An 18,710-nucleotide genomic window follows, 5' to 3' on the forward strand; every position below is an offset into this window, starting at 1 on the left:
GCTTCGGCTTGACCTACATGAATTGCGCAATCTGCGACGTATTGCATTGGAATCTCCGGCATTTCGTGGTGCTCGAGCGTGTTGCAACAAACCACGCTACGATCGGCGATCCTGCCCGCGGCCGCAGACGTGTGCCGCTAAGCGAATTTTCAAGCAGCTTCACTGGAGTTGCCCTAGAAGCCTGGCCCGGGAGCAATTTTGAAAGGCAAAGCAAGCGTCAGCGGCTCCCTCTTATTTGTCTGTTTGGTCGTATAGTCGGACTGAAGCGAGCACTTGTTCAAATTGTGATCCTGTCCCTCGCTCTGGAAATCTTAGGGCTGATAATACCAATAGGGACGCAGATCATTGTGGATCAGGCGATCGTAGCGGGCGACCTCGACCTCCTCAGCCTTATTGCCATTGGGCTCGGATTGTTCCTCTTCCTCCAAACGATGGTCAGCGTTGCCCAGTCATGGGCCAGCTTGATGCTAGGTACATCGCTGAGTGTTCATTGGCAAATTGGCCTTTTCGATCATTTGTTGCGACTGCCGTTGGATTTCTTCGAAAAGCGGCACATAGGGGATATCGTTTCGCGGTTTGGGTCGCTCACCCCAATTCAAACGACACTAACCGCCGAACTCGTTGTCACCATGCTTGACGTCATCGTCATCTTCGCTTCAGCGGCGATGATGGTACTCTTCGGCGGTCAGCTTGCAGCTGTCGCGCTCGTTAGCCTCGGTCTCGATCTGATCCTTCGACTTCTCGCATACGTCCCCTACAGGGAGGCGAATGAGGCGGCAATCGTCCATAACGCCAAAGAAGACACACACTTCATGGAGACGATACGCGGCATTGCAAGCATCAAGGCGTTGGGTATTTGCGAGCGCCGCCAAAACGCCTGGCTCAACCTGCTTGTTGACACCATCAATGCTGGACTCCGGATCAAGAAGTTGGATCTACTTTTTGGAACAGTTGCGACCTTTGTGGCAGGTGTGGAAGGCATCGTGACGCTCTGGATGGGTGCCAGAGCGGTGATCGGCGGCAATATGACGACCGGCATGCTAATCGCGTTCATTTCATACAAAGGGATGTTCATCGTGCGATCTCAAAGCTTAATTGGGTTTGTGGTAAAACTGCGAATGTTGAACCTCCACACGGAGCGTGTAGCCGACATTGCCCTGGCTGAACCAGAAGAAATGACCCGCCGTGACTTTGCCACTCTCGTGAATCCAGTGAGGCTTGGAGCATTGTGCGCGACAGACATATGTTTCCGCTACGGCGACAGCGAACCCTTCGTCTTAAACGGGTTGAGCCTCTCTGTTTCACCAGGAGAGAGTTTGGCGACAACCGGTGCGTCCGGTTCCGGAAAGACAACGGTCCTGAGAATCATGGCTGGGTTGATTACGCCGACGAGCGGAACCGTCAGCCTCGGCGGGCAAGATATCCGGCAGATGGGTCTAAGTTACTACCGGAGTCAGATAGCCTGCGTGTTGCAGGAGGACCGGTTGTTTGCGGGGTCAATTGCAGAGAACATTGCTGTGTTTGATCCGCAGTTCGATGACAAATGGGTTGAGGAGTGTGCCAGAATCGCAGCCATTGACGAAGACATCCTTAAGATGCCCATGGGCTTCGAGACACTCGTGGGGGATATGGGGAGTGCTTTGTCGCGCGGCCAAATACAACGATTGTTTCTGGCGCGGGCTTTGTACCGGCGGCCTTCGATCCTCTTTCTCGATGAAGCAACCAGTCATCTAGATTCCAAGAATGAAGCGACGATAAACAACGCAGTCGGGGCCTTGAGGATTACTCGGGTCATCGTCGCGCACCGGCAATCAACAATCGATATGGCGGATCGACAGATTTCCCTTGCTTGATTTTTGCGGCGGCGGACAGTTGGGTAGTGGCCTTGTCGGTACTGCAGTTGCCTTTTTCTTTCTGTCACCAATGCGGGCCTTTGACGAATCGATTCAAGGCGGCAACGTACTCGCGTCGAAATCTTCGCGGATTGGTCATCGCTTGAAGCCGAGGAACTGCGACGCGTGCTCGATACCCTTGATTGCGAGTCCGCTTCGTCTCAAGCCGCACGCGTCACGACGAGCAGCAACTTCTCGTGTTCGACGTTAGATGGAAGACCGGATTATCCGCCAATACCGAAGTCACCCATCGTGAACTTCGCCGGCATTTCAAGGCGGAGCGCTTCGCTCTCAGCGAACATCCCATTGGGCCTTAGTCTTGTGGGCTGGCATAAGTCCCCCTTGCAGCAATCCTCGACGCGGACGTCGTTGGTTACTCTCGGTTGGAGCGAGATTGAGGCCACGACGCTGACATTGTTGAAGGTGTGCCGAACAACCATTGTCGAGCCTATCGTGCGAGCGCACCGCGGCCACGTTGTCAAAATGATGGGAGACGGGTCCTCCTAGAGTTCGCAAGCGCGGTCAATGCCCCATCGGGAGCAAGCGAGTCGCCGCGGGAAATGGCGGACGCAAACGCTGCCCTGCCCGGGGGGAACAGAGGTATCATGTTACGCATCTGGATCAATCTCTGCGACGTCGTCATCGGCGGCAGCGTTCCCTATGGCGACGGGATCAGGATTGACGTCATTTGTTTCGAATACCCACGCAACCTCAATAGGATAGCTTGTTTTTGCGAGTGAAGAAGCTTCAAACAGAAACGCACCCGTTGACGACTATGCCAGTGTTCCCGCGGCTTAGCCACCCAACTCCGTTGAAAGGGGCTCTAAGTGGTCAATAGCAGAGTGTGCGGAGCATCCCTGCGTAATTGGGCTTTGCCTTGCAGTCAGTCTTGCTTTTGACGCGCCTAGGGCCTGGGTTCCTATTTGCTGACTTCGTGCTGAGCGCGGCATTGCTGTTAACATCGATGGGCTCGGTAAGAGGAGCGCACGCTAAAAGCGAGGCTCCTGCAATGGTCAAGCAGATGACTAGGAGCAAAGAGCGTAACATGATCGTGTCTTCCACCAACTATGTTTGCTCGAGAAAGATTTCCTACGGAGGATAATGGTGCGCCAACCACGAGTATCAATCGCGTATCTAGCAAATTCGTTTCCAGAGGTGGGCCGTATTCGCGTCAAGCAGCATTGATACGAAAAAACCTCCTCGCAGAAAGCACCCGGCCGGCTCTATGTACCGCCCTTGCAATCCAGCCCCATCGCCTAAGCAAAGTTGCACACTCGAAGTCCGCCAGTGCGCCGTCGTAAGTCCGGTTTAGCCACGCTTTGTCCTCATAGACCTAACCTGATATCCTTTGCGATCGCTCAAAGCTGCAATCAATCTCATCCAATATGCTGCTGACGCCGAGGTTACGGTCAGTAGCGCGCGCTTTCCGCGGTGATTGGCGCTATACTCGCGCAGATGTATAACTTGGGGGGAGCCGATGACGACCTCTGTCAAGTATCCACCAGGACTGGTTGCGCTTTTTCTCGTCGAGATGTGGGAACGCTTCAGCTACTACGGCATGCGGGCGATCCTCATCCTTTACCTCGTGGATCGGGTCGAGAATAGCGGCCTGGGTCTCACCACGGCCGACGCCGCAGCGATCTATGGCCTGTATACCGCGTCGGCCTACATATTGGCGCTACCAGGTGGTTGGATCGCCGACCGCTTCTGGGGTTGCAAGCGCGCGATCGTCGTTGGCGGTGTCGTTATCATGATCGGGCATGTCCTGCTCGCGGTCTCCGGCTCCGCTGCAATGGTGTTCTTCCTCGGCCTCCTCTGCATCGCGATTGGCACCGGGCTTCTCAAGCCAAACATCTCGACCATGGTCGGCCAACTCTACGACAAGAACGATATCGGCGGCCGCGACGCAGGGTTCTCGTTTTTCTACATGGGCATCAACATCGGCGCGATCCTCGGGGGACTTATTGCGGGCTACCTCGGCGAGAACTGGGGCTGGCATTGGGGTTTCGGCGCGGCCGCCGCTGCCATGTTCTTGGGGTTGATCAACTTCCTGCGGGCGAGCCGCACCTCCCTTGCCGACAAGGGTGGGGCGCCCGCCGTGCACCATCACCCCGACGCGGCGACCGGCCGTCGTGACCACCTCTTCACCGGTGCCATCGGTGGCCTCGTCGTCGTCCTGGTAGCCGCAGCAGCGCTAACCGGTCAGATCAATCTGACCAGCGCGCAAGGGTTGGCACAGGCCATGGGCCTGATCATCGTGACCGTGGCCATCGGCTTCTTCCTCAACATCTATTTGGCAGGGGACCTTAGTGGCACCGAGAAACGGCGCATGATCGTCCTAGCCCTCCTTTTCGTGGCTGCCGCGCTCTTCTGGTCCGGTTTTGAACAGGCCGGCTCCTCGCTCAACCTCTTCGCAAACGACCTCACACAGCGCCAGCTTGGCAGTTTCACCGTGCCTGCCTCATGGTTCCAGAACTTGAACTCCCTCTTCATCATCCTGCTGACCCCGGCTTTTGCGGCGTTCTGGATCTACGCCGAGAAACGCTGGACCATTCCCGTTTTCGTAAAATTTGGATTGGCGCTCGTCGCGATGGGCCTGGGCTACCTGATCCTAGTACCGGCGGCGCACACAGCGGCAACGGGCGTAAAGGTTACCGGGCTCTTCCTCGTCTGTACCTACCTGCTGCACACAGTGGGCGAACTGATGCTCAGTCCGGTCGGGCTTTCAACCTTTTCCCGCCTTGCGCCAGAGCGCTTTACCAGCCAGATCATGGGGTTCTGGTTCGTCGCCGCGTCGCTCGGCAACCTGATGGCGGGATTGTTAGCCGCAGGAATGGACACCGAGCATGCCGCCGGACTTCCGGACGCGTTCACCCGCATCTTCCTGATCAGCGCCGGCTTCGGGATCGTTCTCGTCCTTCTCGCTCGTCCAGTCACCCGATGGGCGCTCGGCGGAAGCGAGCGGATAGAGGAAACGGCTCCGGCGCAATAGATGCTATTCGTGCTCTCCAGGCAATTTGCCAGGCCGGCAATGGTGCGCAGGCCAGAATTTTCCGTCCCCAGCCGCCGGCCGGCTTGACGTAGAAGCGGCCTGCCGACGAACGACCACGCATCATGGTGGGGAGCCTTTGTGCTTGGAAAGGTAGAAGGCTAGCGCAAAGATGATAAGGGCTGTCGCCACGCCCAGATAGACAATTCTCTGCGACCCATCCCACCCAACAGCCTCTCGAAGAAATAGTACGGCAAGCACGGCAATCACCACGCTGACCAAATTTGCTTTCAGGTCTTCGAGATCTTTCAGCATGAGCCATCGGGGGCGATCCAGATTCTCGTCAATGAAAAGCGTATAAAGGCCGAGACTGATAATGTAGGCGGCTACGGCGATTAGGAAGACATCAATGCCCTCGACCACTCCGATCGCAAACATTTTGACTGCTTGCGTCGAGATAGCAATGTCCTCCACTGTATCGCGGATACTTAGTGCCATGACCGCAGTTTCGTAAATTATCAGCGATATGGCTCCAAGCAACGTCACGACCACTGGCAGGATCATGATATAACGGCTTAATACCAATAGCCTCGCAAACATCTTGATCACCACTCGTCGATCATTGATTGCTTCAATGAAGCTGTCGGGGAGTAAAGTGGCTGCTAACCCAAGTTTTCTTTCCACGCCGACCAGTTCTTCGGCGCGTCTCTGATAGTTGATCAGCGGCAGCGGGCTTCGAAGGTGCGACCAAATCGGTCGCGGTAAAGGCAGTATCCGCGTCGCTCGGTTGAACGGCCAATCAAGGCACCAGCGACACCGCCTGCGACCGCACCCACGGCCGCACCGCCCACGTCATTAGTGACAGCTCCGCCGATAATGGCACCTGTTCCCGCGCCAATTGCGGTTCCCCGCTCGGTGGGTGTGCAAGACGCCAATGCGCCAATTGCCGCAGTTACTACTGCAATCTTCCTCAGCATTTACCGACCTCCAATTAAAACCGCACTGCAAAAGCTAACGCACGGTGATCAAAAATCCAGAAACAAGGGATTAACCGGCCGGCTAATCAGGGATTGGCACCTTCAACGATCGTTGCGCTGGCTTTTGATATTGGAGCCCTAGATTTGCGCTTATGTTTCCTTGATCCACGTCTGCGTTTGAACCTTCCGGCCGCCGCGTCGCAAAATCCCGCTGAGCCCGCTCCGCTTCCTGAAGCGACAAAGGCTCCGCCTGAGGTAGCGAAGGTTAGGATCAAACTGAGAGTGCTTTCAGAAGGGTAACGCGCCGAGTGGTAACTCTTCGGTCCGTCGCCCAGAGGTCTAGCTGGTCGCAGATGCTTTTTGTAATGCGTCACGTAAAACCTGCTCCTTCGTTTCATCGAGCGAAGTTTTGAGCACCACGCCGCCAAAGGCGGAGATCTCCTTGAGGACCTTATCCGCCGTCATCTCTTGGATCAGCACGAACAACGCCCCATTGCCCGGCTGGAGATTGGCTGCAAGATCCTTCATGAAAGCATCGTTGATGCCGACATCAGTTAGCCCCAGAAGCTGCCCGACGCGGCACCGGCAATCGTGGTGTTGACCAGCTGGTTCAATTTGATCTTGCCGTCTTCGGCCTTGGTCGCGATGACAGCGTCTCCGACCTTTACCAAGTATTCCTTCTGCAGCTCGAGCAAGCGCTGGCGCACTTCCTCGGCCTTGGCTTCGTTGGGATAAACAATCGCAATCAACGTTGACATGGCTATGTCCTCCATCGACGGAAATGCAGACGCCGTCATCATAGTGGCAATTCATGAAAAAATACAACCTAACGAAATGCGCGCAGGGAACAAGTCGACGTTAATCGTGTTCAAGCCGAGAATGTGTTCGTTCGTTTGGCGACTTGAGCCAGAGACATTGTCATCAAAGTGGGAGCGGGCGTGCGGTGCCGCTCCCGCGAGTGTCTCAATGGATCGCCCGAAGATAGTTGATGCGATCAAAGGGGTTTGCGCCCGTGCGAGCGCGAGCACGAGGCGGGACCGCAATGGGGCTGTGATGATCGAACGCGCTCTCCAAAACCCCGGCACCGCCGGATAATCCGGGCAGGACCCGTCGGATAGCCTGGACCTGAGCGGAGGTAACCATGCCTCGCAATTGGGCGATACCACCTTCAATCAGCGTTTCCTCGGTCGACGCTCCTGATTTTGCGAGTGCGACCAGCACGTTGGGCAATGCGGTTGCGGGGACCTCAAGCCGAAAACGCTCTATGGGCTCGCAGATGATCGTTTGCGCGGAAGTAAGAGCTGCCGCCAAAACGAGTGGTGTAAGCTCTCGGAAATCAGCGGCAGTGCTCGACGGGGAGTGATGTCGGACCGAAGTGAGCGCGACATGACAGTCGATTACCTGCCACCCATGGATGCCGGCCTTTAGGGTCTCGGATACCGTCTCCTCGATGGCTCGGTAAAACCCAGCGGGCATTTGTCCCGCATCCACTTCCATCGCGAAACTATTGCCTGTCCCTTCCGGGAGTGGCTCGACCCGTAGGCCAATCGTTGCAAGAAAGGGGTTGGCCTCCTTGAAGATGACTTCAAGTCCGCGTCCAGTCCCAATCGGCCGCTCGACAAGGATGACCGTACTTTCCTGAAACACCGCGTCAACTCCGTAGTCTGAAAGTAACGTTGACTGAATGACTTCCTTCTGAACCTCGCCATAAAGCGACAGATACATCGCACTCGCATCTTCATTTGTGTGCAGGTTGATCAATGGATCCTGTTCCGACAGGTGTTGCAGGGCAGCCCATAAAGCGCGGCTTTCCGACGGTCGTTGCGGTGAGACCTGGGTCTCCAGTGTCGGTCGTGCGAATTGCCCTTCGAGATAAGAGCGACCGTCTGCTCCAACTTCATCCCCGATCCGCGCGTCGGTTAGTCCCCCAATCTTGGCGATTTGACCGGCGCGTGCATATTCGTGTCTATGCAGGTTTCCTTCGCCAAAAACCTGGATGCTCGTTACCTTAGTGTTACCAGTTGGCAGTTGAAGATGTCCACGCGCGGCTACCGTGCCTGAAGTCAGGTTAAGGTAGGCGAACTTCTCTCCGCCCCAACCGCGCTCGATTTTGAAGATGCTTCCCTTTACCGGGCCGTCAGGAGAAGGGGTTCTGCTGGGCAAGAGTATCTCGATTGCTGAGAGGAATTCCGATACACCGGTGCCCGTCATTGCGACCCCGCAGTACACCGGATGAATCAGGCCATTGGCGACCTGATCTGCCAGGGCTTTGGTAAGCCGCGCTGGCGTCAACCGCTCCGGAGCAGCAATGAAGTCACGAAGCAGGCAGTCGTCATTGACAGTGAGCATCTCGCAAAGGGCCGAAAAACCCGGGTCGTGGCTGACATCGATTGATTTAGCGGTCGCAACGCGGCTTCCGATATCCCTCGCTTCCATCATCGCTATCGGCCGCACCGCCAATTGCTTGGCGAGGTCTGCAACGACGTCGAGGTAACGCGCTCCCATCCGGTCGATCTTGTTAACAAAGACAAGGAACGGAATGCCAAGTCGCTGCAGGGCGCGTACCAGCACTCGCGTCTGAGCTTGTACACCTTCGACGGCCGATACGACCACAATGGCCGCATCGAGCAACCTCAATATTCGCTCGACTTCGGCGATGAAATCTGGGTGACCGGGAGTGTCGATCAGGTTGACGTCCAGATCGTTGATCCGAAACGACACTACAGCCGTAGCGATGGTTATCCCGCGTTGTCGTTCTATGGCGAGGCTGTCTGTTTGGGTGGTGCCGCCATCGACACTGCCGAGTTTGGCGATTGCACCTGTATCGAAAAGGAGGCGTTCGGTAAGGCTAGTTTTGCCTGCATCCACATGAGCTAGGATGCCCAAATTTAATGTGCGCATGATCCATCAACTTCTCAAGATTTCGGGTTTGAACTTGTTGAGAAGTCACTCGGCGCATTGGGGCCTCCAGGATAGAGAACTATCTGCATCTCAAGTCGGAGATACACTTAGAACTTGTAATGGCGTTAAAGAATTTCGTCAAGCGAGGGGCCAAACTCGATGGTGGCCTCTTCAGCAGGGCAGCCGGCTCCGTTGCGATCCGCCAACTGCACCACGCCGCGACCACGCACATGAATTTCGTGTCTGAACACGAGCGCACCAACAGTGCGAGCGCAACAAGGAACGTTTCGCGTTTGCTATTTCTATGGATTTCAAGTTTTCGGGATTTGTCTAACGGTTGAAAAATAACACAAATAGTATCAGGTAAAATACTGAACCCTTAACTTTTCGACGAAATCACTAACCTTGATACAAATAGTTCGAGCTTCAAATTATCTCCGCGTCGGATGTATTTCGCAACCGCTGAACAATTGCTCCTTCGCAATGGATGGTAGCGAGAAGTCGATGCTCGATCTGAAGCCGTATGAGCTTGGTGTTCTTTCGCGTTGGATTAGGTCCGCTTCGGTCCCGCCCAAGGTCACCGACGATATGACCCTGGTCCGCAGGCATTCAGGAATGCTGATATCCGGCTTCAAGGGCTCCGGCAACGCAATCGCAAGGGCCTCGGCCTCGTTCGAACCCCAGTGGTGACCGACCGCGGGAAACCTGTCGAGGCCGAGGCCCTCCACAAACGACTTTGTTCGTGGCTTTCACCTTCCTTCGGCGACACCGATCACGAGAACCCGGGTTTTCTGTGCGACGTACTCCGGAGGCGACTTAGACGAGCTCTGGATTTCGGAGGCCTTCTGGAGAAGGTCGTCCAATCCAGTGTCCGCGATGGGTGCCCGCCAGGGACCAGTCTGTCCCGGGAACGATCCACTCGATGTGTTCGGCCGATCGCGCCAGCAATCTCTCCTTGTCGCCGCTACCTATCGCTCAAAGATGTCTTTCAGAGTCTGAACGTTCTCTTCGATGCTCATTGGATTTCTCCCTTCCTTTTGGTGGGTTTGCGAAACCTCGGTCAGTCGAACTTGACCAAGTCCTTGAAGATGAGGTGACCCCACTTATTCCCGCGGGCCTGCACAAGCAGTCCGCCTGCGGAAAGGCCGCCCAGGTTGATCGGTGCAAAGCCTAGATTTTCGGCAAGCTTGCCAATCTCCGTCGCCGCAGCCTCGTCCTCGCTCGCCAGGAAAACGACCCGCCTGCCGCCGTGCACGTCCGGGTCTTGCTCAAGAACACCCGCGACCAGATGGTTGAAGCCCTTGACTACCCTGCCGCCTGCGAACGCGTTTGCGACGACCTGTGCGGATGCCTGGTCTCCCAGCTTCTCGAGCGGGACGCCATAGGCGTTGGTAACGTCGACGATGATCTTCCCCTGCCAGTCGGGCAGAGCTTTCGCGACATCGGAGTGGGCCTCGAAACGGACTGCCAGAAAGATGACATCCGCCTTGATGGCGTCTGCAAGGGTAGCTGGCCTGATCGCGGGCCCTATAGCGGCGGCCTTAGATGCGAAGCTGTCCGGATCGCGAGTGGTCGCAACTGATACTTCAATGCCGCGTCGAGCGAACGTCCTGGCGAGAGCCTGGCCGAACTTGCCGAAGCCAACGATTGCGTAGGTCATAATCTTCTCCATGGTTCAAGATATTCCTGCGGCGCTCCCATCGTTTTCGAGGGCGCCGCAGGCCGCGCGTCAGAGCTGGGCGAGGCCGCCGTCGACGGCCACTTCGCTGGCGGTCATGAAGCTGCTGTCTGACGATGCGAGGAATGCCGCCGCGGCCGCGATCTCTTCCGGATCGGCCATGCGCTGCAGTGGGGTCATTGCTCCGTATGCCTTCTGGCCTTCCTCTCCCAGAGCTTCCCTAGCGAGTTCGGTAGCTGTCGCCCCGGGAGAGAGCACGTTCACTCGGATACCAGTGCCCTTCAGATCCTCGGCCCATGTTTTCGCAAGATTGCGGACTGCTGCCTTGCTCGCGCTATAGGCAGTGAATGCCGGGGCGCCCGTGGTGCCTGCGCTTGATCCGGTCAGAACGATTGATCCGCCTTTGCCCATGAGCGGCAGCGCCTTCTGGACCGTGAAGATCGTGCCTTTCACGTTGGTTTCAAAGGTCTCGTCGATATGCTTTGCGGTGATTTCGCCGAGAGGAAGCGGACTTCCGGTTCCGGCGTTGGCAAACACGATGTCGAGGTTCCCGCGCTCGGCCTTCACTGCCGCGTACAGTCGATCGAGGTCAGCCTCGTCGGAGACCGAACCCTTCACAGCCCGGGCATTGGCTCCTAGGTCGGCCACCGCCTCATCAAGTGCTTCCTGTCTGCGACCGAAGATGAAGACGAAGGCTCCTTCCTCGACAAAGCGTTTCGCGGCCGCGAGGCCAATGCCCGTGGCACCACCGGTGATCACGGCAGTCTTTCCGTCTAGTCTGTTCATGGCATACATCCTTCGTTGTGCTCCGCGGGCATAAGGAAGTGCTTTCCTCCAATCCCTGAGAACACAGACATGGGGTTGTCGGCCCCCGGCGTTCAGTGCGGAAGCGCGCACAAGGGTGGTGCGAAAACGAACCGCTCAACTTGTCGCGCTGATTTGAAGTTCGTTAACGCGACGCTAGTATGCTTCATTGATTGGCCTCGAAGGCGCACCACTGCGGTGCCGGATTGCACCATGATCCACTGGGATGACGTTCGCTATTTTCTCGCCGTCGCGCGCTCTGGATCGGTCCGGGCGGCCGCCCTGGTTCTCGGAGTGAACCATTCGACCGTCCTGCGCCGCATTGCCCAGCTAGAGGAGCAACTAGGTGCGCAGATGTTCGAGAAGCTGCCGTCCGGCTATCACGTGACGGCTGCAGGGGAGGAGGTGCGCGAACTCGCGGAGCAGATGGAAGCGTCGTCGCATCAGTTGGAGACACGCGTCCTCGGCCGCGACCAAAGCGTGCGTGGGCTTCTGCGGGTGACATTGGCTCCGACCCTCGCAACACATCTGCTCATGCCGGACTTCGCCGATTTCGCGCGATTGCATCCTGACATTGAGATGGACATAGTGTCATCCGGCGACCTGGCGAACCTGACAAACCGAGACGCCGACGTCGCGATCCGCGTCGTCTATGACCGCAAGACCCTGCCGCCCAACCTTCACGGCCTAAAAGGGCCAGATGTGTTCGGCGGAATCTACATTTCTCGCGATCTGCTACCCGCATGGAGAACTGGCGCGCCGGATCCAATCCGCTGGATCGTCATCAGTGCTCATGGAATCCCGGACTGGGTTCGCCATGTCGGAATACATACCGGAGGCGTGCCGTTTAGGGTCACAGATGCCGAGGCGCAGATCGTCGCGGTACGGCAAGGTCTGGGGATGACGACGCTGCCTTGCTTCGTCGGAGATGCCGATCCATCGCTGGCGAGGGTGCCAGGGACTGACCTGCACATGTACGGCACGGTCTGGCTTCTCACGCAAGGTGAGACACGCAAGACGAAGCGTGTGCGGCTCTTCACCGAGTTCGTATCTCGCAAGCTTGCCGGGCACGGATCACTGCTTGCGGGATCGGGTCAATTATCACCATCGAACGCGGGCTGACACGCGGAAGGCGGTTGGTATTCGAATTGGTCGATAACCAGTAGTCGGGCAGAGGGTCGTGTCCGCATAGGGCGTCCCCTGTTATGAAAGCGCAGCGTAGCATCAAAATGGCCTCGGCGTGACCGCTTGTGGCGTATCACGCCGTGACAGCAATCGGCCCGAAACGTCATTGCCGCTGAGTGAAAGGCTGGAGTATTGCGTCCATCTCACGATGAGAGCGGAGCACGGCCACAGGAACTGTAGGCCCGTGTTGGTCAATCTGTTTGATAAAAAAAGGAGCGTATTGCCTTTCGAAATTCCAGATGTAAGAGAGAAAATCCCTATCAGGCAAAGGCTCTGGACAACCTTCAGCCATTGCCGGGCGAACTGCCCCGTAATATCGAAAGACACGCTTGAATAGTCCAAAAAGAGCGATGTATTTGGGCACTCGAACCCATAAGACCAATTCGGTTCGCGGAAGTCTGAGATCGAACGAAGATGCTCCACTGCCGTCCATGACCCATCGTTCGCGCCGAGCCAACTGATCAATTATTTCTCGTTGTCCAGCTCGATCACGTTCTACCCATCCCGGAAGCCATCGCACGTCTCGGTCCAGGGACTGAAATTCGAGGTTTCTGCACGCTGCGATCTTTGCAGAGAACGTCGTTTTGCCGCCACCTGAACACCCGATCACCAATACGCGCTTGGCCTCGACGAGAAGGTTTGATGCTTCCTGGGAAGAAACGTATTGTGGCATCTAAGCGACCTCCTAGCCCTCATGCTCCACGGCTGACAATTCGGTTCGCGGGACGACAGCATTGTCCACTTTGGTGCAACGCCGTCGACTGTCGATGTCGGCTATTCGCCCTAACCACATCGGACAAATCCCCCACCAAAATCAATATTTGTGACGAAAATCCTCGGATGCTTCCATGGAAGACCGGAGTGTCGCGAAAATCAGATTATTGCGACACAGCAATGCCGTCCATGTAATCGTCGAGATAATCCTTCCATAAGGCTGGCTTGAACATCAGTGCATGACCCATGGATGCAGCAACAAACTTTCCTTGCCCCCCGGCTGACAGAAACCGTTCGAAATTTCCTCTACAATGCTCGATCCGATAGTATTGATCATGGATGCCGTGCAGCCAAAGCGTCGGAATTCCGGCAGGTGAGCCAAGTTCGAAGAGACTTGGATTGACGATTTCATGGTTCGGGCAACCTCTGCCAAGCCAGCCACCGTTGAAATTAATAGCGCCGCGAAATGTATCCGGTCGCATACCGGCATATGCTATCGACAGGATGCCACCACGGGAGACGCCCCCGATGACGAGCTGGTCTTGATCCACATCGGATCGTTCGCGCAGATGGCGGACAACAGCGTCCACATCATCGACGGCCCGCTCGAAACCCGCAATCGCAATTTCGACATCGCAAGAATAGCCGGAGCCGTCTGAAGCCAGTCCCTCCCCATAGTCTCCACTTGATTTGCCCCTCCCTCTACGCTGTGGGAAAAGAACCATCCACCCCCGCGCAGTGAAGTAGTCTGCCACGACACGCGGAGAAACCGATCTTGAATAGAGGGCCTTGTTGTTTCCCCGTCCGGTTGAGCCATGGTTGAAGACTATCGTCGGATTCGGTCCCTGATGTTGAGGCTTGGCTGCAACAATTTCCAGTCGGGCGTCTGCCTGGTTGGATGGTATGAAAAACCGTTCAAGCTTCATTCATTCCCAACTTCCGGCTCTTTGCAGACTGCTTCCAGTCGGTGCCCATCAGGATCAATAATGAAGGCGGCAAAGTAGGTGGGTCCATAGTGCATTCGCAAACCCGGCGCTCAATTGTCGAGGCCGCCGTGGTCGATAGCGGCCTTATGGAACAAGGTGACCGCGCTTCGACTTGGAGCTGCAAACGTAAGGTGGAAACCGGCCCCCGGACAATGAGCTTCTCCACCTCGGAGCTTGATCGCAAATTTATCGCCACCACCGGGCAGACCGTAGCCTACTGCCTGGCCTGGATCGCCGGGAGCAAGGTCTTCCCAGACCCGGACATAGCCAAGGGGTTCAAAGTGGCGTCATAAAAAACGGCTGATCTTTCGATGTCGGCGACGCCAAATGAAATGTGATGCAGCACCGGCTCTCCCTCTTATCGCTTCACTCCCGATTAAAGCGATACTTGTTTTCCTGGCTTTTGCAACTACCGCACGATAGGCGGTTTTGCGATACCGCACGTGTCTGGGGTTGGTCGATCTGGTCGCAGACGCCTCCGAACCTCTGGAGAACCAACCAGCTAACGCCTCCTCTCCGGAGGGGAGAGGTGCGGTCCTCTACGTTGGCGGGCGTCGCAACATGTTGGGCAAAATGCGGGCGATTGGATAAAGCAAGGGCATCTCCGTGCTTTTCCATGACGGCGGAATAGAAGACAATCTATCGCTTCTCCCGGCCCTGGTCGGTCAGGCAGGCTCGATCGTCTTCCCTGTCGATTGCATCAGCCATTCTGCAGCCGGTCTCGTGAAACGTCTCTGCCGTGAAAGCGACAAACGCTATCTGCCTTGTGTACTTCCAGTCTCGCGAGCTTCCTGGCGGCGATTGCCTAATCCGCAGCCAAGGACTAAGCGATCCTTCACGTTTCGGTGTTTTCACCATCATGTGTGTAACAAAATCGGGCTTTCTCACGTAGTTCCGGTAAGCAGTATATTCAATGGAATATATTGCTCCAAGCAAGCGGACCTGGTGTGTCACGTTAGGTGAGGAGAAGCGAATATGTTTACCAGACGTCTGTTGTTTCTTAGTGCGGGGCTCAGTGTCGTGGCCTCGCGCTTTGGCTGGGATGACGGAGAGGCAGTCGCAGCGCAATCCTTCCCCGTCTCACATTCCGATACAGAGTGGAGAAAGATTCTCACAGCCGACCAGTACTCGGTGCTGAGGCAGGAGGGGACCGAGTATCCCTTCACCAGCCCACTGTTGAACGAACACCGCAAGGGCAATTTCGCCTGTGCGGGCTGCGATCAGGACGCCTTCTCCTCGACCACGAAGTTCGAAAGCGGCACTGGCTGGCCAAGCTTCTGGGCACCGCTCGAGGGCGCGGTATCGACTAGCCAGGACAGTTCAGGAGGTATGGTACGTACCGAGGTTCACTGCAGCCGTTGTGGCGGCCATCTCGGTCACGTCTTCGACGACGGCCCAAAACCGACCGGGCTACGATACTGCATGAATGGGGTCGCCATGACTTTCCATCCGGCCTCGTCCTGACGCTTACGAGATAAACCTATGCTGCTTTTTATCCTTGCCTATCTCGGCGGTGTGCTAACGAGATCCGGTTCCTGGATCCAGGTGTCCAAGCTTTCGCGTTTACTTTTGGCTAGAGGAGATCGTTAGATGCGCAGTTCCGGCAAGAAGGTAGGAAGCTCTCTGGGTCCCGCCATTTTCGGCGCGGTGGCGCTGGCAAGCGTCGGCGTGGGTCTCGTGTTGACGGTGTCGGCCGCTGAGGAAGCAACGGTGATCCCGGCGCCGGTCCAAGACGAGCGGACCGGCGGCGCCTCCGAAACCGCGGTTTTCGCCGGCGGCTGCTTCTGGGGTGTCCAGGGCGTGTTCCAGCATGTCAAAGGGGTCGCGAGCGCGACGTCGGGCTATGCCGGCGGCCCGCAGTCCTCGGCACAATACGAGACGGTCAGTACTGGCTCGACGGGGCACGCTGAGTCCGTGGAGATCGTCTTTGATCCAAGTAAGGTCAGCTACGGCCATCTGCTCCAGATCTACTTTTCGGTAGCGCACGACCCAACGCAACTCAATCGCCAGGGGCTGGATACGGGCATCCAGTATCGCTCGGCGATCTTCCCGCAGACCGACGCGCAGTCCAAGGTCGCCAAGGCCTACATCGGCCAGTTGAATCATGCCCGCGTCTATGATGCTGCGATCGTCACCAAGATCGAGCCAGGCAAGAGCTTCTATCCGGCAGAGGCCTATCATCAGAATTTTCTGACGAACAATCCGACCTACCCGTATATCGTGATCAACGATCTTCCAAAGATCGAGAATCTCAAGCGGCTATTTCCTCAGGACTTCCGGCGCGATCCGGTTCTGGTCGCATCCGGTGGCAATTGACGGCGCGGCTTAGGCGAGCTTACGGAGCGCGGATGCCCGAGGCAGTCAGTAATGGCAAAACGGCATCCACCATGAATTTCAAGGGCGTCTTTCGCGTCGTCCGGAGCAACTTCGCAACGGCCTTCGGGACATCGAAGAGGTTCTTGTCCATGATCTTGGGCCGAATCCGGCTTCAATCGTGACATTTTCCGTTGCTGGCCACACTGCGGCGGACATCATGGCCTTGGCAGCCCATTACCGCTTCAACGTTAGCGCCTCCGCTCCGTCTAGTACATTACTCGACGCTACGGTACGAGGTCTGCCTGCTGTGGTTCGGGCCTCGCCTCACTACTACAATACGGAAGAAGAAATCGATAGCTTCGTTCAGTTCGTGCGAAATATTCGACGCTTATAGGCGGCCACTGTTAGGCTGCGAGGCCGCGCGCTGAGCATCCGTGTGAATTCGACACATGAAAAGTATGCCGCCGAACGCAGTGCTCGATGCCCGGATGAAACTGGTTGCGAGGCTCCCGGCGACAGCCAAGCCGACGAACACGAAGTTTTGTAGCATTTCCTAGGGCGTAGCCTTGATGTAGATTTGTCCGCACAATCCAGAACCTCGACAAATCCCGCGACAGTTTCCATAGAGGCAATCTACAGGCGAGCAGGCGACAGCGGGGAAAGAGCCTAGTTCAAGGTGGGACATGATTGTCGCTCGTCGACCTATCACGCGACGATGGCCGCATTTGATCGCAGTCGCTTTGGCGTTCTTTCTTGATTGCGGATTGCCAAAGGTTGCGGTCGCAGATCCTGTTACTGACGATGGTCGCGCTTTGATGGCGGCCATCGGGAAGAATGATTTTCTTGTCGCTCGCACGATCTTACGTCGCGGAAACGTTGACGGAAATGGATATGCTGACGGGCGGTTCAAGCGGAGCTTTTTAAAGGAAGCTTTGCTGACGCAGGCTGATGATCGTTTGATTGACCTGCTGATGGAGAATGGCGCGAACCAAGAGGGATGGGACTATTTCGCCGGTCGTTCCTCGGGTGCCTATGCTGTCGCCGTCGGTGGCGTCAAAAGACGCGGTGCAGAATCTACGCTTCGGATCATAAGGGCGCTCAGGAGCAAAAAGTTCGAACATATCCGTGGGGTGAAAGAGAACATAAGCCTCCTTTCAGTCAACGGGCTTTCACGCCCAGATTTTCTGTCCATCGTTGACGAGTTGGCTGCCGATGGAATTGACCTTAAGGGAGAGTTTCGCAACGGGACGCTCAAGATGGTTCGAGTTTTCGATACGGGCTTGGAGGCCACCTGGCCGGATCTTCTCAAGATAGTTGATGTGAATGAGGCCGATGCATCAGGCAATACCGTTGCGAGCGTATACGCCGGGGCCAATTGCACGGTGGAGAGTTGGCAAGAAGACAATCCAAACTGGTTTTGCAACGAGGATCCCGCCAGGTTGAGGAAGATTGAAACCGCCGTCCTTTCGCCAGCGTTTAAGGGAGACACCCTTCTCCAAAAGGCCGGAGGCTGGACCACGTTTGACCATCTGGGCTTCACATCCGGTCAAATTGGGAGGAATTGCTTCAGCATTCCACGCGACGTCAGTCCTGTTCAGGATGACATTCAGGACTTCCTGAAAGCCACCTTTTCTACAGAACTATCGCAGTGGACACCTGTGAAAGACCCGTCATGTTCGGTACGCGGTTCGACCCTCATTTGCAAGTGCCCGCGGCCGTGAACCATGCAAAGGACGCTCACCACGAGAGATGCCTCACCGCCAACCGGGCACCTTGTGCCAATATTTTCAGCGCATGGGGCCAGTAACCTGGCCAGGCCTCTAGCCTACTCGGCGACCCGCCACCATTCTGAACGGTGAAGCGCTGAACTCCGACGAGGAAATGCCACCACTTCGGTAAACTTCAGCACCCACTATGTGGTCGCGGAGGGAAAGCTGCATGTCGGCAATGTCTTCATGCTTGCCTACGATCTCTATTTCGATGGGCACGCAATCCGCAGCTAGAACTCATCGCACGGCACCATAGCCTGCAAACTCTTTTTGGGGCACTGCACTGTGACTGACGGGAAGGGCAGTAACTGAAGCCAGCGCAGCGGCCAGAAGAAACATGCGCTTCATCGGTGTCGCCCCAAATTGCTGAAGACTTCAGGATACAAGCGCGATGTGAAGAGCTCAAAGCGTAAGATCCCGGCGCCCCGGGACACATCTGAAATGGAAAAGGCCCGGCACATCACGCGCCGAGCCTTTCATTGGGCTGGTCATCAGTTGG

15 protein-coding genes and 2 pseudogenes are annotated in these 18,710 nt (G+C 56.4%); 8 read left to right on the forward strand and 9 right to left on the reverse strand.

Features of this window, described 5'->3' with window-relative positions:
* Positions 1-17: 17 nt before the first annotated feature.
* Positions 18-1,853, forward strand: a complete 1,836-nt coding sequence (locus AC1DPR_RS25970) for a peptidase domain-containing ABC transporter (RefSeq protein WP_477817507.1) — start codon at positions 18-20, stop codon at positions 1,851-1,853.
* A 1,516-nt stretch (positions 1,854-3,369) separates the two neighbouring features.
* Entirely contained in the window at positions 3,370-4,884 is a 1,515-nt protein-coding gene (locus tag AC1DPR_RS25975; RefSeq protein ID WP_477817427.1) for a peptide MFS transporter, read from the forward strand.
* 120 nt (positions 4,885-5,004) lie between these two features.
* Here AC1DPR_RS25975 and AC1DPR_RS25980 read toward each other — a convergent pair whose 3' ends face one another.
* From AC1DPR_RS25980 to AC1DPR_RS25995, 4 genes and pseudogenes are all read right to left on the reverse strand, one after another.
* Positions 5,005-5,565, reverse strand: a complete 561-nt coding sequence (locus AC1DPR_RS25980) for a YqhA family protein (protein ID WP_113471512.1) — start codon at positions 5,563-5,565, stop codon at positions 5,005-5,007.
* Positions 5,566-5,600: 35 nt separating this feature from the next.
* Entirely contained in the window at positions 5,601-5,858 is a 258-nt protein-coding gene (locus AC1DPR_RS25985; RefSeq protein ID WP_113471511.1) for a glycine zipper domain-containing protein, read from the reverse strand.
* A 339-nt stretch (positions 5,859-6,197) separates the two neighbouring features.
* Positions 6,198-6,616: pseudogene (locus tag AC1DPR_RS25990) on the reverse strand (DUF1269 domain-containing protein).
* A 205-nt stretch (positions 6,617-6,821) separates the two neighbouring features.
* Positions 6,822-8,759, reverse strand: coding sequence for a GTP-binding protein (locus AC1DPR_RS25995; protein ID WP_477817428.1), 1,938 nt, complete (start codon positions 8,757-8,759; stop codon positions 6,822-6,824).
* 504 nt (positions 8,760-9,263) lie between these two features.
* On the opposite strand from AC1DPR_RS25995, the gene AC1DPR_RS26000 reads away from it, so the two are divergent.
* On the forward strand, positions 9,264-9,449 hold the full coding sequence (locus AC1DPR_RS26000) for a hypothetical protein (protein WP_477817429.1): 186 nt from the start codon (positions 9,264-9,266) through the stop codon (positions 9,447-9,449).
* Between the two features lie 370 nt (positions 9,450-9,819).
* Here AC1DPR_RS26000 and AC1DPR_RS26005 read toward each other — a convergent pair whose 3' ends face one another.
* On the reverse strand, positions 9,820-10,419 hold the full coding sequence (locus AC1DPR_RS26005; protein ID WP_477817430.1) for an NADPH-dependent F420 reductase: 600 nt from the start codon (positions 10,417-10,419) through the stop codon (positions 9,820-9,822).
* 69 nt (positions 10,420-10,488) lie between these two features.
* Positions 10,489-11,223, reverse strand: coding sequence for an SDR family NAD(P)-dependent oxidoreductase (locus AC1DPR_RS26010; RefSeq protein WP_477817431.1), 735 nt, complete (start codon positions 11,221-11,223; stop codon positions 10,489-10,491).
* A 231-nt stretch (positions 11,224-11,454) separates the two neighbouring features.
* On the opposite strand from AC1DPR_RS26010, the gene AC1DPR_RS26015 reads away from it, so the two are divergent.
* Positions 11,455-12,363 (forward strand): LysR family transcriptional regulator, encoded by a 909-nt coding sequence (locus AC1DPR_RS26015; RefSeq protein WP_113582992.1) that lies wholly within the window; start codon positions 11,455-11,457, stop codon positions 12,361-12,363.
* A 166-nt stretch (positions 12,364-12,529) separates the two neighbouring features.
* On the opposite strand, the gene AC1DPR_RS26020 is transcribed toward AC1DPR_RS26015, so the two are convergent.
* The 3 genes and pseudogenes from AC1DPR_RS26020 to AC1DPR_RS26030 form a co-directional block, all read right to left on the reverse strand.
* The gene (locus tag AC1DPR_RS26020) at positions 12,530-13,099 is read right to left on the reverse strand and encodes a P-loop NTPase family protein (protein WP_477817432.1); all 570 of its coding nucleotides are present in this window, start codon (positions 13,097-13,099) and stop codon (positions 12,530-12,532) included.
* Positions 13,100-13,304: 205 nt separating this feature from the next.
* A complete protein-coding gene (locus tag AC1DPR_RS26025) occupies positions 13,305-14,066 on the reverse strand; it encodes an alpha/beta hydrolase family protein (RefSeq protein ID WP_477817433.1) in 762 nt (253 codons plus the stop codon).
* Positions 14,063-14,472: pseudogene (locus tag AC1DPR_RS26030) on the reverse strand (VOC family protein). Before AC1DPR_RS26030 ends, AC1DPR_RS26025 begins: the two are co-directional and overlap by 4 nt.
* 629 nt (positions 14,473-15,101) lie before the next feature.
* On the opposite strand from AC1DPR_RS26030, the gene msrB reads away from it, so the two are divergent.
* The 4 genes from msrB (at position 15,102) to AC1DPR_RS26050 (ending at position 18,163) form a co-directional block, all read left to right on the forward strand.
* Positions 15,102-15,590, forward strand: coding sequence for a peptide-methionine (R)-S-oxide reductase MsrB (gene msrB / locus AC1DPR_RS26035; protein WP_477817434.1), 489 nt, complete (start codon positions 15,102-15,104; stop codon positions 15,588-15,590).
* A gap of 126 nt (positions 15,591-15,716) precedes the next feature.
* Positions 15,717-16,442 carry a peptide-methionine (S)-S-oxide reductase MsrA gene (msrA, locus tag AC1DPR_RS26040; protein ID WP_477817435.1) on the forward strand — a complete coding sequence of 242 codons (726 nt, stop codon included), beginning with the start codon at positions 15,717-15,719 and terminating at the stop codon, positions 16,440-16,442.
* Between the two features lie 64 nt (positions 16,443-16,506).
* Positions 16,507-16,836, forward strand: a complete 330-nt coding sequence (locus AC1DPR_RS26045; RefSeq protein ID WP_477817508.1) for an aminotransferase class V-fold PLP-dependent enzyme — start codon at positions 16,507-16,509, stop codon at positions 16,834-16,836.
* Positions 16,837-17,167: 331 nt separating this feature from the next.
* On the forward strand, positions 17,168-18,163 hold the full coding sequence (locus tag AC1DPR_RS26050; RefSeq protein ID WP_245267996.1) for a hypothetical protein: 996 nt from the start codon (positions 17,168-17,170) through the stop codon (positions 18,161-18,163).
* Positions 18,164-18,710 lie beyond the last annotated feature (547 nt).

The sequence above is a fragment of the Rhizobium sp. 01T417 genome (genome assembly GCF_056398905.1).

What these genes read in the sequence shown, in the direction of transcription:
- AC1DPR_RS25970 (WP_477817507.1), top strand. Translation starts at nt 18, where the DNA reads ATGAATTGCGCAATCTGCGACGTATTGCATTGGAATCTCCGGCATTTC.
- AC1DPR_RS25975 (WP_477817427.1), top strand. Translation starts at nt 3,370, where the DNA reads ATGACGACCTCTGTCAAGTATCCACCAGGACTGGTTGCGCTTTTTCTC.
- AC1DPR_RS25985 (WP_113471511.1), bottom strand. Translation starts at nt 5,858, where the DNA reads ATGCTGAGGAAGATTGCAGTAGTAACTGCGGCAATTGGCGCATTGGCG.
- AC1DPR_RS25995 (WP_477817428.1), bottom strand. Translation starts at nt 8,759, where the DNA reads ATGCGCACATTAAATTTGGGCATCCTAGCTCATGTGGATGCAGGCAAA.
- AC1DPR_RS26000 (WP_477817429.1), top strand. Translation starts at nt 9,264, where the DNA reads ATGCTCGATCTGAAGCCGTATGAGCTTGGTGTTCTTTCGCGTTGGATT.
- AC1DPR_RS26005 (WP_477817430.1), bottom strand. Translation starts at nt 10,419, where the DNA reads ATGACCTACGCAATCGTTGGCTTCGGCAAGTTCGGCCAGGCTCTCGCC.
- AC1DPR_RS26010 (WP_477817431.1), bottom strand. Translation starts at nt 11,223, where the DNA reads ATGAACAGACTAGACGGAAAGACTGCCGTGATCACCGGTGGTGCCACG.
- AC1DPR_RS26015 (WP_113582992.1), top strand. Translation starts at nt 11,455, where the DNA reads ATGATCCACTGGGATGACGTTCGCTATTTTCTCGCCGTCGCGCGCTCT.
- AC1DPR_RS26020 (WP_477817432.1), bottom strand. Translation starts at nt 13,099, where the DNA reads ATGCCACAATACGTTTCTTCCCAGGAAGCATCAAACCTTCTCGTCGAG.
- AC1DPR_RS26025 (WP_477817433.1), bottom strand. Translation starts at nt 14,066, where the DNA reads ATGAAGCTTGAACGGTTTTTCATACCATCCAACCAGGCAGACGCCCGA.
- msrB (WP_477817434.1), top strand. Translation starts at nt 15,102, where the DNA reads ATGTTTACCAGACGTCTGTTGTTTCTTAGTGCGGGGCTCAGTGTCGTG.
- msrA (WP_477817435.1), top strand. Translation starts at nt 15,717, where the DNA reads ATGCGCAGTTCCGGCAAGAAGGTAGGAAGCTCTCTGGGTCCCGCCATT.